The 16,546-nt window shown below is 61.7% G+C and carries 13 protein-coding genes; 6 read left to right on the top strand and 7 right to left on the bottom strand.

All coding sequences use genetic code 11. The features are described from left to right. Positions 1 to 17 precede the first annotated feature (17 nt). The 6 genes from ACR1XV_RS17285 (at position 18) to ACR1XV_RS17260 (ending at position 9,721) form a co-directional block, all read left to right on the top strand. Entirely contained in the window at positions 18 to 452 is a 435-nt protein-coding gene (locus tag ACR1XV_RS17285; protein ID WP_480533601.1) for a GFA family protein, read from the top strand. After that, the gene (gene gltB / locus ACR1XV_RS17280) at positions 449 to 4,981 is read left to right on the top strand and encodes a glutamate synthase large subunit (RefSeq protein WP_480533599.1); all 4,533 of its coding nucleotides are present in this window, start codon (positions 449 to 451) and stop codon (positions 4,979 to 4,981) included. Before ACR1XV_RS17285 ends, gltB begins: the two co-directional genes overlap by 4 nt. Positions 4,982 to 5,098: 117 nt before the next feature. After that, positions 5,099 to 5,833: a monofunctional biosynthetic peptidoglycan transglycosylase gene (gene mtgA, locus ACR1XV_RS17275; RefSeq protein ID WP_480533597.1), complete on the top strand. Its 735-nt coding sequence runs from the start codon at positions 5,099 to 5,101 to the stop codon at positions 5,831 to 5,833. A 59-nt stretch (positions 5,834 to 5,892) separates the two neighbouring features. Beyond that, positions 5,893 to 6,558 carry an FtsZ-binding protein FzlA gene (fzlA, locus tag ACR1XV_RS17270; RefSeq protein WP_480533865.1) on the top strand — a complete coding sequence of 222 codons (666 nt, stop codon included), beginning with the start codon at positions 5,893 to 5,895 and terminating at the stop codon, positions 6,556 to 6,558. 59 nt (positions 6,559 to 6,617) lie between these two features. Beyond that, positions 6,618 to 7,655, top strand: a complete 1,038-nt coding sequence (queG, locus tag ACR1XV_RS17265) for a tRNA epoxyqueuosine(34) reductase QueG (RefSeq protein WP_480533595.1) — start codon at positions 6,618 to 6,620, stop codon at positions 7,653 to 7,655. A gap of 62 nt (positions 7,656 to 7,717) precedes the next feature. After that, the gene (locus ACR1XV_RS17260) at positions 7,718 to 9,721 is read left to right on the top strand and encodes a hydantoinase/oxoprolinase family protein (RefSeq protein ID WP_480533593.1); all 2,004 of its coding nucleotides are present in this window, start codon (positions 7,718 to 7,720) and stop codon (positions 9,719 to 9,721) included. Positions 9,722 to 9,744: 23 nt separating this feature from the next. Here the strand turns inward: ACR1XV_RS17260 and msrA are convergent, their stop codons facing one another. The 7 genes from msrA to ACR1XV_RS17225 form a co-directional block, all read right to left on the bottom strand. Then, complete coding sequence (gene msrA, locus ACR1XV_RS17255; RefSeq protein ID WP_480533591.1) at positions 9,745 to 10,257, bottom strand: peptide-methionine (S)-S-oxide reductase MsrA; 513 nt, start codon at positions 10,255 to 10,257, stop codon at positions 9,745 to 9,747. Further along, positions 10,257 to 10,703, bottom strand: coding sequence for a peptide-methionine (R)-S-oxide reductase MsrB (gene msrB, locus ACR1XV_RS17250; RefSeq protein ID WP_480533589.1), 447 nt, complete (start codon positions 10,701 to 10,703; stop codon positions 10,257 to 10,259). The genes msrA and msrB overlap by 1 nt, the downstream gene beginning before the upstream one ends. 95 nt (positions 10,704 to 10,798) lie before the next feature. Continuing rightward, the gene (locus ACR1XV_RS17245; RefSeq protein ID WP_480533587.1) at positions 10,799 to 11,677 is read right to left on the bottom strand and encodes a DMT family transporter; all 879 of its coding nucleotides are present in this window, start codon (positions 11,675 to 11,677) and stop codon (positions 10,799 to 10,801) included. A 109-nt stretch (positions 11,678 to 11,786) separates the two neighbouring features. After that, positions 11,787 to 12,074, bottom strand: a complete 288-nt coding sequence (locus tag ACR1XV_RS17240; RefSeq protein ID WP_010442901.1) for an HU family DNA-binding protein — start codon at positions 12,072 to 12,074, stop codon at positions 11,787 to 11,789. 130 nt (positions 12,075 to 12,204) lie between these two features. Next, the gene (locus ACR1XV_RS17235) at positions 12,205 to 13,668 is read right to left on the bottom strand and encodes an AMP nucleosidase (RefSeq protein ID WP_480533585.1); all 1,464 of its coding nucleotides are present in this window, start codon (positions 13,666 to 13,668) and stop codon (positions 12,205 to 12,207) included. Continuing rightward, the gene (gene ade / locus ACR1XV_RS17230) at positions 13,665 to 15,467 is read right to left on the bottom strand and encodes an adenine deaminase (RefSeq protein ID WP_480533583.1); all 1,803 of its coding nucleotides are present in this window, start codon (positions 15,465 to 15,467) and stop codon (positions 13,665 to 13,667) included. The genes ACR1XV_RS17235 and ade overlap by 4 nt, the downstream gene beginning before the upstream one ends. Before the next feature lie 167 nt (positions 15,468 to 15,634). Next, positions 15,635 to 16,510, bottom strand: coding sequence for a LysR family transcriptional regulator (locus tag ACR1XV_RS17225; protein ID WP_480533581.1), 876 nt, complete (start codon positions 16,508 to 16,510; stop codon positions 15,635 to 15,637). Between the last annotated feature and the right edge of the window lie 36 nt (positions 16,511 to 16,546).

Here is a 16,546-nt window from a genome sequence, read left to right as displayed (position 1 = left end):
GATCAGGAGCGATAGCTATGCCCGAATTGCAAGGCCAATGCATGTGCGGCGCGGTCACCGTGACCGCGACCCCTGCGCGAGACGCGCTGGGCGCCTGCCATTGCGACCAGTGTCGCCGCTGGACCAGTTCCATGCTGATGACCTTTCAGGCCGAACCCGGATATGCCGCGTTGGGTCCGGTGAAAACCTTCACCTCGTCCGACTGGGCCGAGCGCGCCTTCTGCGCCGACTGCGGCTCGGCGCTTTGGTACCGGATCACCCTGCCGGGTGAGATGCACGGACACACACAGATGGCGGCAGGGCTGTTCGACGACACCCAGCTGCCGCTGCAAATTGAACTCTATATCGACAAAAAGCCCGAAGGCTACGCGTTCGCGGGCGAGCGCAAGCAGATGACCAAGGCCGAGGTTGAAGCCATGTTCGCCCAGCCGGAAGAAGGAGACAGCCAATGACCAAGTATGATGCCGATTGGGTCAAAGCCGAAGAAACCAAGCGTCAATGGATGGCGCAAAACGGTCTCTATTCCGAAGAAGAAGAGCATTCGTCCTGCGGCGTGGGTCTTGTGGTCTCGGTCGATGGCAAGAAAAGCCGCAAGGTTGTCGATGCCGGGATTGATGCGCTCAAGGCGATCTGGCACCGCGGTGCGGTGGATGCGGACGGCAAGACCGGTGACGGGGCGGGTATTCACGTGCAGATTCCGGTGCCGTTCTTTTATGACCAAATCCGCCGCACCGGCCATGAACCCAACCTGGACGAGTTGATCGCCGTTGGTCAGGTCTTTCTGCCCCGCACCGATTTCGGTGCGCAGGAGCAATGCCGGACCATCGTGGAAACCGAAGTTCTGCGCATGGGCTATTATATCTATGGCTGGCGTCATGTGCCGGTCGATGTCACCTGTCTGGGTGACAAGGCCAACGCGACGCGCCCCGAGATTGAACAGATTCTGATCTCGAACTCAAAGGGCGTGGATGAAGAGACGTTCGAGCGCGAACTATACGTCATCCGCCGCCGCATCGAAAAAGCGGCGCTGGCCGCAGGGATTTCGGGCCTCTATCTGGCGTCGCTGTCGTGCCGGTCGATCATCTACAAGGGCATGATGCTGGCCGAACAGGTCGCGGTCTTTTACCCCGATCTGATGGACGAACGCTTTGAATCGACCTTTGCGATCTATCACCAGCGCTATTCCACCAACACCTTCCCGCAATGGTGGCTGGCGCAGCCGTTCCGTATGTTGGCCCATAACGGTGAGATCAACACGCTCAAGGGCAACGTCAACTGGATGAAAAGCCATGAGATCCGCATGGCCTCGGGGACCTTTGGTGACCATGCCGAAGACATCAAGCCGATCATCGCGGGCGGATCGTCGGATTCGGCCGCATTAGACTCGGTTTTTGAGGTTCTGGTGCGCGCGGGCCGCTCGGCTCCGATGGCGAAAACCATGCTGGTGCCGGAAAGCTGGTCCAAGCAGGCCGTAGAATTACCGCAGGCCTGGCGCGATATGTATTCCTACTGCAACTCGGTGATGGAGCCATGGGACGGCCCCGCCGCGCTGGCGATGACCGATGGTCGCTGGGTTTGCGCCGGTCTTGACCGCAACGGCCTTCGCCCGATGCGCTATGTGGTGACGGGCGATGGTCTGGTGATTGCTGGGTCCGAGGCCGGGATGGTGCCGATTGACGAGGCATCGGTGGCCGAAAAAGGCGCGTTGGGTCCGGGCCAGATGCTGGCCGTGGATATGAAGCGCGGCAAGCTCTATCGCGACAAGCAGATCAAGGACAAGCTGGCGCGCGCGCTGCCGTTTGGTGAGTGGGTCGGCAAGATTCACGATCTGGACGAATCCCTTGCCGGTGTGACCGAGACGCCGATCTTCTCGGGCGAGGCGCTGCGCAAGCGGCAGATCGCCGCCGGGTATTCGGTGGAAGAGCTGGAACAAATCCTGTCGCCCATGGCCGAGGACGGTAAGGAATCGCTGGCCTCGATGGGCGATGACACGCCATCTGCCGTGCTGTCCAAGCAATACCGCCCGCTCAGCCATTTCTTCCGGCAGAACTTTAGCCAGGTGACGAACCCGCCCATCGACAGCTTGCGCGAATACCGGGTGATGTCGTTGAAAACTCGGTTCGGGAACCTGAAAAACGTGCTGGACGAAGACAGCAGCCAGACCGAGATCGTGGTGTTGGAAAGCCCCTTTGTCGGCAACGCCCAGTGGGACAAGCTGGTGGAAACCTTCGCCTCGCCGCTGGCCGAGATCGACTGCAGTTTTGAACCGGGGCAAGGCGCCCTGAGCGCCGCTTTGGCCCGTGTTAGAGCCGAAGCCGAAGAGGCCGTGCGTTCGGGCGCAGGGCATCTGGTGCTGTCGGATATGAACTCGGGCGCGGGCCGTGTCGGGATGCCGATGATCCTTGCAACCAGCGCGGTGCACTCGCATCTGACGCGTCAGGGGCTGCGGACCTTCTGTTCGCTGAATGTGCGATCAGCAGAATGTGTCGATCCGCATTACTTTGCTGTGCTGATCGGCTGTGGCGCGACCGTTGTGAACGCCTATCTGGCTGAGGATTCGCTGGCCGACCGCATTGATCGCGGGCTGCTGGATGGGACGCTCACCGAAAACGTCGCGCGTTATCGCGAGGCCATCGATCAGGGTCTGCTGAAGATCATGGCCAAGATGGGAATCTCGGTGATCTCGTCCTATCGCGGTGGCCTGAATTTTGAGGCGGTGGGCCTCAGCCGTGCGATGGTGGCCGAGTATTTCCCCGGCATGACCAGCCGGATTTCGGGCATCGGCGTTACCGGCATTCAGACTAAGGCTGAGGAAATCCATGCCAAGGCATGGCACAGCGGTCTGGACGTGCTGCCCATCGGTGGCTTCTACAAGGCGCGCAAATCGGGTGAGACCCACGCGTGGGAAGCGACCTCGATGCATATGATGCAAATGGCCTGTAACAGAGCCTCATATGAGCTTTGGAAGCAGTATTCCGCCAAGATGCAGTCAAACCCGCCGATCCACCTGCGTGACCTGATGGATTTCAAACCGCTGGGCAAGCCGGTGCCGATTGAAGAGGTTGAATCGATCACCTCGATCCGCAAACGGTTCGTCACGCCGGGTATGTCGCTGGGTGCGCTAAGCCCCGAAGCGCACAAGACGCTGAACGTGGCGATGAACCGGATCGGAGCAAAATCCGACTCGGGTGAGGGTGGCGAAGATCCGGCGCATTTCGTGCCGGAACCCAATGGCGATAACCCATCGGCCAAGATCAAACAGGTGGCTTCGGGCCGGTTCGGTGTGACCGCCGAGTACCTGAACCAGTGTGAAGAGCTGGAGATCAAGGTCGCGCAAGGCGCAAAACCCGGTGAGGGTGGTCAGTTGCCGGGCATGAAAGTGACCGATCTGATCGCGCGTCTGCGTCATTCGACCAAAGGCGTGACGCTGATCTCGCCGCCGCCGCACCACGACATCTACTCGATCGAGGATCTGGCGCAGCTGATCTATGATCTCAAGCAGATCAACCCGCGCTGTAAGGTGACGGTCAAACTGGTGGCATCCTCGGGCGTTGGCACGATTGCTGCGGGTGTGGCCAAGGCGAAAGCGGATATTATCCTTATTTCGGGACACAATGGTGGTACGGGTGCCTCGCCCGCAACCAGCATCAAATATGCGGGTCTACCGTGGGAGATGGGCCTGACCGAGGCGCATCAGGTTCTGGCGATGAACAACCTGCGCGACCGGGTGACCCTGCGCACCGATGGCGGCCTTCGCACAGGCCGCGACATCGTCATGGCCGCGATGATGGGGGCCGAGGAATACGGCATCGGCACCGCCGCCCTGATCGCGATGGGCTGCATCATGGTGCGTCAGTGCCAGTCGAACACCTGCCCGGTCGGCGTGTGTACGCAGGACGAGAGCCTGCGTGCCAAGTTCACCGGCAACGCCGACAAAGTCGTCAACCTGATCACCTTCTACGCGCAGGAAGTGCGCGAGCTGCTGGCCAGCCTCGGCGCGCGTTCCGTGGATGAGATCATTGGCCGGGCCGATCTGCTGGCGCAGGTCAGCCGCGGCTCGGCGCATCTGGACGATCTGGACCTGAATCCGCTGCTGATCACCGTCGATGGCGCGCATGACATTGTCTACAACCGCGACAAGGATCGCAACGCGGTGCCCGATACGCTGGACGCCGAGATCGTGCGCGATGCGGCGCGGTTCCTGAAAGACGGTGAGAAGATGCAACTGTCCTATGCCGTGCAGAACACGCATCGGACCGTAGGCACACGCGTTTCCAGCCATATCGTGCAGAATTTCGGTATGCGGAACACGTTCCAGGACGACCATCTGCATGTGAAGCTGCAAGGCTCGGCAGGCCAGTCGCTGGGAGCGTTTGCGGCTCCAGGGCTCAAGCTGGAAGTATCCGGCGATGCCAATGACTATGTCGGCAAAGGTCTGTCCGGCGGCATGATCGTCGTGCGCCCACCGCAGGTCAGCCCGCTGCAGGCGGATGCCAACACGATCATCGGCAACACAGTGCTGTACGGTGCAACCGACGGCCACCTGTTCGCCGCGGGCCGCGCCGGAGAGCGGTTTGCGGTGCGCAACTCGGGTGCGAAAGTGGTGATCGAGGGCTGTGGATCGAACGGGTGCGAATACATGACCGGCGGGGTGGCCGTCATTCTGGGCGATATCGGGGCTAATTTCGGCGCGGGCATGACCGGCGGCATGGCCTATCTCTACGATCCCGAGGGCAAAGCCGAGGCGTTGATGAATATGGAAACGCTCGTCACCTGTCCGGTCACGGTCGACCATTGGGAAGATCAGCTGAAATCGCTGATCGAGCGTCATGTCGAGGAAACCAACAGCCGCAAGGGCGTAGATATTCTACAGCATTGGGACGTGGAAAAAGCCCATTTCCTGCAGGTCTGCCCGAAGGAGATGTTGAATAAGCTCAGCCATCCCCTGACGCTTGAGGCAGAGGCGGTTCCGGCAGAGTAATACGGCACCGCACACCAAAGCTCGGACCCGCGTGCTCAGTCGGTGCGCGGGTTTTCTTATGGGCGGGCCGCCACAACACCCGTTTCAAACAGCGAGCGCACGTCGTATAGCTGTGCCATGGCAAAGAAAGCAGTCCGCAAGAAAAGCGGTAAGAAAAAAAAGGCAGCAACGGCCAATATCCCGGTCCTGAAGCGGATTCGCCGCTGGATCACGCGTGGCGTGTTGGCGGGTGTGGTTCTGCTGGTCGCGCTGGTTGCGCTTTACGCTGTGGTTAATCCGCCGGTGACCCATACGATTTGGTCCGAATGGCGCAGACTGGGCAAGGTGGAGCGTGAGTGGGTGCCGATAGAGGAGATGGCACCCATCATGGCGCAATCGGTTGTGGCGGCTGAGGACGCGAATTTCTGCCTGCACTGGGGCTTTGACGTCGAGGCGATCCGGGACGCGCTGGAAGATGGCGGCAGTCGGGGGGCCTCGACCATCTCGCAGCAGGTGGTGAAGAATGTGTTTCTGTGGCAGGGGCGCAGTTGGGTGCGCAAGGCGCTTGAGACCTCAATCACACCTGTGGTCGAGATCGTCTGGAGCAAGCAGCGCATTCTTGAGGTCTATCTGAACGTCGCCGAAACCGGGCAGGGTGTGTTTGGGGTCGAGGCTGCGGCCCAGAAGTATTTTGGCGTCAGTGCCGCAAAAATGAGCCCGGTGCAGGCGGCGCGGATTGCGGCGATCCTGCCCTCTCCGCGCAACCGGTCGGTCACCGATCCCTCGGTGCGGACCCGGCGGCGCGCGGCGTCAATCTTGGACGGAGCGGCCACCATTCGCGCAGATGGGCGCGCTGATTGTTTCGAGGATTGAAACCCCGCCCCCACTGGCGCTAAAGCTTGAAGCGTATTCTTTGGTTCGAATGGAAGTCCATGGCGCGTCTGTTTCACGTTCCCCTCTCACCCTATTGTCGCAAAGTTCGCTTGTCTCTGGCCGAAAAGAAGATCGAGGTTGAGCTGGTCGAAGAACGATACTGGGAACAGGACCCGGATTTCCTACGCCGCAACCCGGCGGGCAAGGTTCCGGTGCTGCGGCTGGACGGTCAGATCATGGCCGAAAGCGCTGCGATCTGCGAGTACATAGAAGAGACGCGCCCCGAGCCGCCATTGATGCCCAAAAAGCCCGAAGCGCGGTATGAGGTGCGGCGGCTTGTGGGATGGTTCGATGACAAGTTTCATCACGAGGTGACGTCGAAGCTGCTGTATGAGCGGGTGAACAAGAAAGTCACCGGGCAAGGTTATCCGGACAGCAAGAACGTCAAGGAAGGCGCGCGGGCGATCAAGTATCATCTGGATTACATGGCGTGGCTGCTGGACCATCGCCGCTGGCTGGCCGGGGATCAGATGACATTGGCTGATTTTGCCGCAGCGGCGCATCTGTCGGCGCTGGATTATATCTCGGACGTGGACTGGAACCGTAGTGCGGCGGTGAAGGATTGGTATGCGAAGATCAAGTCTCGGCCAGCGTTTCGGTCGATACTGGCGGATCAGGTGCCGGGGTTTCGGCCGCCGGCGCATTACGCTGATCTGGATTTCTGATATCTAAAGTAGGACCGGGGGCTGTCTGCCCCCGGACCCCCGAGGATATTTATGGCCAGATGAAGGACGGATCGGATTTTAAGGAGCGGGTGGTACAGCAGGCCCTTGCCGAGGGGTTTGTGGCTTGCCGGGTGTGCCGCCCTTGGGATGTGCCTCAGGTGGCCGGGCGTTTGGAGGCGTTTTTGCAGGCCGGTTATCATGGGCAGATGGGGTGGATGGCGGAACGCAGCCATTGGCGGGGCGATCCATCAGCGCTGTGGCCCGAGGCGCGATCGGTGATCATGCTGGCCGAGAGTTATACGCCTGAGCATGATCCGACGGAGGTTTTGGCGCATCCTGCGTTGGGTGCGATTTCGGTTTATGCGCAGAACAAGGACTATCATGATCTGGTCAAGAAGCGCCTGAAACGGTTGGCGCGGTGGCTGATTGCCGAAGCGGGTGGGGAGGTGAAGGTGTTTGTCGACACTGCGCCGGTGCCGGAAAAGGCGTTGGGGCAGGCCGCCGGGTTGGGCTGGCAGGGTAAGCACACCAATCTGGTCAGTCAGGATTGGGGAAACTGGGCCTTTTTAGGGTCTGTTTTTACAACGATTGACTTGCCCGTGGACGGGGCTGAGGTTGATCATTGCGGATCGTGCCGGGCCTGTTTGACCGCCTGCCCGACCGATGCGTTTCCCGCGCCTTACCGGTTGGATGCGCGTCGCTGTATCTCATACCTGACCATCGAGCATAAGGGGCCGGTGGATGAGGATCTGCGGGCGCTGTTGGGCAACCGGATCTATGGCTGTGATGATTGTCTGGCGGCCTGTCCCTGGAACAAGTTTGCGGTTGCGGCCAGCGATCTGCGCTATGCGGCGCGGGAGGAGTTGAAGGCTCCTCCGCTGGCAGAACTGGCGTCTTTGGATGATGCGGCGTTTCGGGCGATGTTTTCGGGCTCGCCGATCAAGCGGATTGGGCGGGATCGGTTTGTGCGCAATGTGCTTTATGCGATTGGCAATTCTGCGCAGCCAGCGCTGAGGTCTGTTGCGCAGGGTCTGACCGCTGATCCCGATCCGACCGTCGCGGATGCGGCGCGCTGGGCGGTGGCGCGGTTGTCGTAAACGGGCTGGACGCGCCGCAGGAAAACGCTACACCCGATTCTGGCGAACAGATGGAGGACCCGATGGCGCTGGCTTTGGGGGTGGATACGGGCGGAACCTATACGGATGCGGTGCTGATCCGGGATGAGCGCGAGGTGATCGCCTCGGCCAAATCTCTGACCACGCGGGCGGATCTGGCGATTGGGGTGGGCCGAGCGGTCTCGGTTGTGCTTGAGACAGCGAATGTTGCGCCGGATCAGATCGGAATGGCGTCGCTGTCGACTACCCTGGCCACCAATGCGCTGGTCGAGGGGCAGGGCGGGCGCGTGGCCTTGATCTATGTTGGCTTTCGCGAAAGCGATTTGGAAAAGCATGGGCTGCGGGATGCGCTGAAAGGCGACCCGGCTTTGGTGCTGGCCGGAGGGCACAATCATGCCGGAGGGCAGGCTGCCGAACTGGATATCGAGGCACTTGAGGCCTTTTTAGACTCTCATACGGGCATCTCCGGCTATGCGGTTGCGGCGCAGTTTGCCACAAGAAATCCGGCGCATGAATTGGAAGTGGCCCGCGTGATTGCCGAGCGTACTGGCATTCCGGTCACCTGTTCGCATCACCTGTCGGCCAAGCTGAACGGGCCGAAACGAGCGGTGACGGCGGTGTTGAATGCCCGGCTGATCGGGATGATCGACCGGCTGATCGGGCGCGCGCAGGACCAGTTGCAGGCGCAGGGGATCACCGCGCCGATGATGGTCGTGCGTGGCGACGGCGCGCTGATGAGCGCCGAACAAGCGCGGGAACGGCCGATCGAGACCATTCTAAGCGGGCCCGCCGCGTCAATTGTGGGCGCACGCTGGCTGACCGACGCTGAGAACGCGCTGGTGTCGGATATCGGAGGTACCACAACCGATGTGGCGCTGATCCGCGATGGGAAGCCCGCGATTGATCCGGCAGGCGCGCAGGTCGGTGGCTTTCGCACCATGGTTGAGGCGGTGGCGATGCGCACCCATGGTCTGGGCGGCGACAGTCAGGTGCATGTGGTCACCGAAGGCCTGGGCGGCGACGTCTTTCTTGGTCCGCGCCGGGTGTTGCCGGTGTCGCTGATTGCGACCGAGGCCCCTGAGGTGGCGCATGCGGCGCTGGATGAGCAACTGCGCGCCACGACCGTGGGTGAGCACGACACCCGGTTTGCCCGCCGGGTGCCGGGTATCCCGACCGAAGGGGTCGGTCCGCGTGAGGCCGTATTGTTGGAACGTCTGGCAGACCGTGTGGTGCCGCTGAGCGGTCTGCTGCAGACCCGGATGGAACATGGGGCGCTTAGCCGTCTGGTGGATCGCGGCATCGTGCAGGTCTCGGGCGTGACGCCGTCGGATGCCAGCCACGTTTTGGGGCGGCTTGCGGATTGGGACGTTGACGCCGCGCGCAAGGCGCTGGAACTGGTGGCGCGTAAGCGGGTTGGGTCAGGTGACCGGCTGGCGCAGTCGCCCGAGGTGCTGGCGCAGATCATTGTTGATCAGCTAACCGAACAGACCGCTTTGACCTTGTTAGAGACTGCTTTTGCCGAGGAAAGCAATGGATTCGACTTGCCCGCGAAAGAACTGGCGCGTCATGTTCTGACCCAGCGCGGGCTGGTCAAGCATCGCGGGCTGGTCGCGCTGGATACAGCGCTGAACGTGGATGTAGTGGGCCTTGGGGCCTCGGCCCCCAGTTATTACCCGGCGGTCGGAGAGCGGCTGCATTGTAACATGGTGCTGCCGGAACATGCCGGTGTTGCGAACGCCATCGGTGCCGTGGTCGGGCGTTTGACTCTGCGGCGGACCGGCACCGTGACCTCGCCTGCCGAGGGCCGCTATCGGGTGCATCTGGAAGAGGGGCCACAGGATTTCTCGGATTCGAACAGCGCCTTGCAGCTGCTAGAAGACGTGTTGCGAGGTGAGGCGGAAGGTGCGGTGCGTGACGCCGGGGCTGAAGACATCCGCGTGACCGTCGACCGTGACATCCGCACAGCCAAGATCGAAGCACAGGAAGTGTTTGTCGAGGCGCTGATCACGGTTGAGGCCAGCGGACGGCCCCGCGTGGCGGTGGGGTAGCCCCAAGCGGGGCTACCGGACGGTTACTCTGCCGCGCTGGACCGTTTCGGCAGCACCCAGTCTGGGCGCGGGAAATGGCAGGTATAGCCGTTGGGGATACGCTCAAGGTAATCCTGATGCTCCGGCTCGGCTTCCCAGAAATCACCGACGGGCTCAAGCTCAGTTACGACTTTGCCGGGCCAGATGCCGCTGGCATTCACATCGGCAATTGTGTCCTGGGCCACCTGTTTCTGCGCATCATCCACGTAGTAAATGGCCGAACGATAGCTCATCCCGCGGTCGTTGCCCTGACGGTTGATCGTGGTCGGGTCGTGGATCTGAAAAAAGAACTCCAGCAGATCGCGATAGGTGATCTGTGCGGGATCGAACCAGATCTCGATCCCCTCGGCATGGGTGCCATGATTGCGATAGGTGGCGTTGGGCACATCGCCCCCGGTGTATCCCACACGTGTGCGGGACACGCCCGGCAGTTTGCGGATCAGGTCCTGCATACCCCAGAAGCAGCCCCCGGCGAGAACGGCGCGGTGTTCGGTCATCAGATATCCTCCACATGAATCAGGAATTCGCCATAGCCCTCGTCCTCCATCTCGTCGCGATGGATGAACCGCAGGGCGGCAGAGTTGATGCAATAGCGCAGCCCGCCATGTTCGCGCGGGCCATCAGGGAACACATGGCCCAAATGGCTGTCGCCGTGTTTGGAGCGGACCTCGGTGCGGATCATGCCCAGCGTGCGGTCTTCCAACTCTTCGACATGCTCATGCACGATGGGTTTGGTGAAGCTGGGCCAGCCGCAGCCGGATTCGTATTTGTGGGTCGAGGCAAACAGCGGCTCGCCCGAGACGATGTCCACATAGATGCCCGGTTCCTTGTTGTTCAACAGCTTACCGGTGCCGGGCCGTTCGGTTCCGCTGCGCTGGGTGACGTGGAATTCCTCGGGCGACAGGGCGGCGACGGCTTCGGGTGACTTGGAATAGCGGGTCATGGCTCCTCCGATTCTTACTACTTTGCCACACTAGATGGGGTTTGGCAGAGGAAAGCAAAGGCTTGTTGCGTCGCCTCGCGCAGACGTGCGGCGGTTCAGGTCGGTGCGCTCTCGGGCTGGCGCGACAGTTGGACCGCCAGAATGCCCAGCGTGATGACCAGAACGCCTGCCAGATCCAGCGGCCCCAGCTGCTCGCCCAGCAGCAGGGCGGCGATGGTGACGCCGAAGACCGGGTTGAGAAAGTGGAACGTTGCCGCCCGGACCGCGCCGATACGGTCCAGCAGCAGGAACCAAATCAGCGTCGCCACAAGGCCGGGGAACAGGATGGTATAGCTGAAGGCCAGTGCAAAGGGCAGGGTGGGGCGGACATAGATCGTTTCAAGCATCGGCGCGGCAACGAACAGGATCGCGGCGCCGACCAGCATCTGCAGCCCCACCACCATCATGAAATTCCCGCCCGAGGTCGCGCCCCGCACCGCCAGCGTGGCAAAGGTCAGCGCCAGCGCCCCGATGCCGCAGAGCAGGACGCCGAACAGGTCGACCCCTGCGCTGATCCGGCTGCTCATGATCAGGGCGACACCGGCAAATCCGGCCAGCAGGCCAAGAATGCCCAGCGGGCGCAGCCTTTCGCCCAGCAGCAGCCAACCGGCCAGCGCCACCAGCAGCGGCATCGTCGATGCGATGATCGCGGCGACCGAGGCCTCGACCGTTTGCATCGCATAGAAATTCAGACCCAAATACAGGGCATTCTGGCAAATACCGAACAGGATGGTGGCCCGCCACTGGCCCCGCGTCAGGTGCCAGCTTTGGCCCATAAGACGCGCGATGGCCACGCCCAGAACGCCCGAGATCAGAAAGCGCAGCGCCAGCGAAAACAGCGGCGAGGCATCGGCGACGATGATCCGTGCCGAGGTGAATGCCGACGACCAGATCAGCGCAAATGCAAGCCCCATGATGATGGCGCGCGGATCCATTTCTGCCTCCCCAATATCCCTGGCGACTGTCACCGGTTTTTCCGGTGATCGCAAGAAAAAGGGGCCGCCCGGCGGCGACCCCCTCATTCTTGTTCACCTGTGGCGGTGATCAGCCGTTGACGCTGTCCTTCAGGGCCTTGGCGATGGTCATCTTGACCACCTTGTCGGCCTCTTTCTTGAACTGCTCGCCGGTGGCGGGGTTGCGCACCATGCGCTCGGGGCGCTCGCGGCAGTAGATTTTGCCAACGCCGGGCAGGGTAACGGCACCACCGGCCGAAACTTCGCGGGTGATCAGGCCGGTCATGGCCTCCAGCGCGGCATTTGCGGATTTCTTGTCAGTTCCCATTTCCTCAGCGAGAGCAGCCACCAGCTGAGTCTTTGTCATAGGCTTTGCCATTTCTTGGTCTCCTTAACGTGCCCGATAATTTGGGCCTCACCGAGTAACTGTAACGGGATATTGTGGCCGAACACAACGAATAGTAGCACTGAAAACCCTAAAAATATGGGGAAATCGTTGCTTTTTTGCTTCAGAGAAAGGCCGTTTCGTCGAAGGAACGCAATTTCCGGCTGTGCAGGCGCTCCAGCGGCATGCCGCGCAGATGTTCCATGGCGCGGATTCCGATCGCCAGATGGCGGCTGACCTGAGTGGTATAGAACGCCGAGGCCATGCCGGGAAGCTTTAATTCGCCATGCAGCGGCTTGTCGGACACGCACAGCAAAGTGCCGTAGGGCACCCGGAAGCGATAGCCATTTGCGGCAATCGTCGCGCTTTCCATATCCAGCGCAATCGCGCGCGACTGACCGAGCCGTTGCACCGGGCCGGACTGATCCCGCAGCTCCCAATTGCGGTTGTCGACCGAGGCAACGGTGCCGGTGCGCATGATCCGCTTCAACTCGTAACCTTCCAGCCGGGTCACCTCGGCGACCGCCTGTTCCAACGCCACCTGAACCTCGGCCAGCGGCGGAATCGGCACCCAGACGGGCAGGTCGTCATCCAGCACCTTATCCTCGCGCAGATAGGCATGGGCCAGCACGAAATCCCCCAGCGCCTGCGTGTTGCGCAGCCCGGCACAGTGGCCGACCATCAGCCAAGCATGGGGGCGCAGCACGGCAATATGGTCGGTTGCCGTTTTGGCGTTCGACGGCCCAACCCCGATATTGACCAGCGTGATCCCTGACCCATCTGCCCGTTTCAGGTGATAGGTCGGCATTTGCGGCAGTTTCAGGGGTTGCTCGATTGCTGCGTTCGGGTCCGTGATCTCGACATTCCCGGTCGAGACAAAGCTGGTGTAGCCGCTGGCAGGGTCGGCCAGTTGCGTGCGGGCGTAGTTTTCAAACTCCGAGACATAGAACTGGTAGTTTGTGAACAGGACGTGGTTCTGGAAGTGGCTGGGGTCGGTCGCGGTGTAATGTGACAGCCGCGACAGCGAGTAATCGACCCGCTGTGCAGTAAACGGCGCCAATGGCCCAACGGTGTCGTCATGGTCATGCACGCCATTCACGATGTCATCATTGGTGGTCGTCAGATCCGGTACGTCAAAGACGTCACGCAAGGTAAATCCCGCTGCGCCTTGATGTGGAACATGCAAATCGGGATTGCTGGCAACCGCAAAATGAACCGGGATCGGCGTATTAGACGCTCCGATGGTGACGGGTTGGTCGTGGTTCTTGATCAGCAGGGCAATCTGCTGGGTCAGGTAAGATCGGAACAGATCCGGCCGGGTCACGGTCGTGGCATGGGTTCCGGGCTCTGAAACGTGGCCAAAACTAAGGCGGCTGTCGACCTGCGCATAGGATGAGGTTTTGATGCGAATTTCGGGATAGTAGGCTCTGATACGTTCGGCTGGTGCCCCGTCTTTCATCGCCTGTGCGAAGTTCTCACACAGGTAAGTCGTGGCCTGCTCATAAAGCACCTCAAGCCGTGCCACAGCGGCGGCGGGGTCGGTGAATTGTTCGGGCTTCGGGGCCTCGGGGGTCTTAATATTGGTCATGCAAGCGGTTCCAGAAGGTCTATCTTTTCGAAGGTGCGCACATCCACCAGCCCAAGGTCCGAGATCCGCAGTTCCGGGATCACCACAAGGGCCAGCAACGAGTGCTGCATGTAAGCGTTGTTGAGCTGACAGCCGCAGGCCTGCATCGCCTCGACCATCTTTTGCGCCTTGGCGGCCACCTCGGTGGCCGGGCTGTCGGACATCAGGCCTGCAATCGGCAGTTCCACCAGCGCCAGTTCTTCGCCATCGCGGAAAATCGTGATACCGCCGCCCACCTCGGCCAGCCGGTTCGCCGCCAGTGCCATCTGTTCGCGATCGGTGCCGACGACAATCATATGGTGGCTGTCATGCGCCACGGTCGAAGCCATGGCCATGCGCCCCTGATATCCGAACCCCGAGACAAAGGCGTTGGTCACCCCACCCGTGGCGCGGTGCCGTTCCACCAGCGCGATCTGGCAGACATCGCCTTCGCCCTCGACCAGCCCGCCGATGATGGGCAAGTCGGCCTTCAGCGCCTGTGTTGGGGCCTGATTTTCGACCACACCGATGACGTTGGCCCTGACGCGGTTGGCCCCGGCGGGGGCTTTGATTTCAAAATCGGTGTCCGTCAGCGCATGACCCAGATGGACCGTGTTGCGCGCAGTCGCGGGCCAGTTCAGGTGCGGGCACTCCACCCTGACCTTGCCACCCTCGGCCACGATCTGTCCCCGGGCGATCACCGTCTCAATCGGCAGCTCGGTCAGGTCCGAGGTCAGGATCACATCCGCCCGCCGTCCGGGCGTGAGAGAGCCGATCTCGCGTTCAAGCCCGAAATGGGCCGCGGTGTTGAGCGTTGCCATCTGCAGCGCGACCAGAGGCTCGCACCCGCAGGCAATCGCATGCCGCACCACGCGGTTCATGTGCCCGTCATTGACCAGAGTGCCCGAATGGCAATCATCGGTGCAAAGAATGAAGTTGCGCGGGTCCAGACCTTTCTCGGTCACGGCCGTAATCTGGCTTTCCACATCGTACCAGGCCGAGCCCAGCCGCATCATCGACCGCATCCCCTGCCGCACCCGAGCAATGGCGTCTGCCTCGCATGTACCTTCGTGATCGTCAGCGGGGCCTCCGGCCACATAAGCCGCGAAATCAGGCCCTAAATCGGGTGAAGCATAATGTCCGCCCACCGTTTTGCCCGCCCGTTGTGTCGCCGCGATCTCGGCCAGCATCTTCGGATCGCCATGAATCACACCGGGGAAGTTCATCATCTCGCCCAGCCCGATGATACCGGGCCAGGCCATCGCCTCGGCCACATCCTCGGCGGTGATCTCATAGCCGGTGGTCTCAAGCCCCGGCGCCGAGGGCGCGCAGGACGGCATCTGGGTGAAGATATTCACCGGCTGCAGCAGCGCCTCATCATGCATCAGCCGAACGCCTTCCAGCCCCAGCACATTGGCGATCTCATGCGGGTCGGTGAACATCGATGTCGTGCCATGCGGGATCACCGCGCGCGCGAATTCCGCCGGGGTCAGCATTCCGGATTCGATATGCATATGGGCGTCACACAGCCCGGGGATCATGTAGCGGCCTTGCGCTTCGATGATCTGTGTCTCAGGACCGGTACAATGCGCGGCATCGGGTCCGACATAAGCCACCCGCCCGGCGGCAATGGCCACGTCGTGATCGGGCAGCAGCTCGCGGGTGTGCACGTTCACCCAGATGCCGCCACGGATGACCATATCAGCCGCTTCGCGACCTGCGGCAACAGCGATAAGGCGGGGGGCGGTGTCGGGCCAACTGGGGAAAGTCTTGTATTCCATGGCCCAACTTTCCCGAATGCGGCAGAAGGTGCAACCCCCGCCGCGCACCTATCATGAAATCATCACAATCCCTGAATAAGGCACCACCCTCAGCGCGTCAGCGCTGCCACCCCCAACCAGAGGAGAGGCCCCGCAGGGGCCGCGACGATGGGCGGGAGTGCCCCGTTCTAGGCAGAAACATCCGCCGCGATTTCCGTGCGTATCCAATCGGCAAAAGCAACTGCACCGGTGTTTTCCTCGGCCTGAGGCGACAGCAGCAGGTAGTAAGCCTCGGGCATCGCGGCGCGATGGGGGAAGGGGGCGACCAGCTGGCCCTGGTCGATCAGGTGCCGGGCTATGGTGTCATGGGCTAGGCACAGCCCCCCGCCCGCCATGGCGACCGACAGGCTGACCAGATAGGTGGTGGAATAGGTGACCGGCGGATTTTCCCAATTAAGACCCCGATCTTCGGCCCATCCCGCCCAGTTCGACAGCAGGTTCGAGCAGTCGAACAGCGGTTGCCGCTGCAGGTCCTCCAGCGTCACGGGGAACCCCGGCGCGCAGACCGGATAGTAGTGATCGGTCCGCAGCAACTCGGTCCGCACCGTGTCGGCGGGACGCAGGGAATAGCGGATTTCGACCGCAGCGCCCTCGGCCATTTCGCGGGGCTCCCAAAGTTCGGTGAAGATGTTCAGGTGCACCTCGGGGTGTTGCGCCCGAAACTTGGGCAGGCGCGGGGCCAGCCAGTTGACCGCGAAGGTGATGTTGCTTTGCACCTGCACCGCGTTCTGCTGTGCGCCCGTTACCGCCTGAGTGCCGCGTAGAAGCGTGCGAAACGCCTCGCGCACGACGGGCAGATAGGTGATGCCTGCCTCGGTCAGCTCCAGCGCGCGGGGGCGGCGCAGGAACAGGGGCTGTCCCAGATACCCCTCCAGCGACTTGATCTGCTGACTGACCGCGCTTTGGGTCATGTTCAGATCCCGCGCTGCGCCGGTAAAGGACAAATGCCGGGCCGCGGCCTCGAACGTGCGCAACCACCCCAGCGGAGGAAGCTGTTTCTGCATCTGCATAACCTTGCCATTAGTTTTGCTAATGAAATA

The organism is Ruegeria sp. AD2(2025) (assembly GCF_056542385.1).
This window is presented reverse-complemented; position numbering and strand designations above follow the sequence as displayed.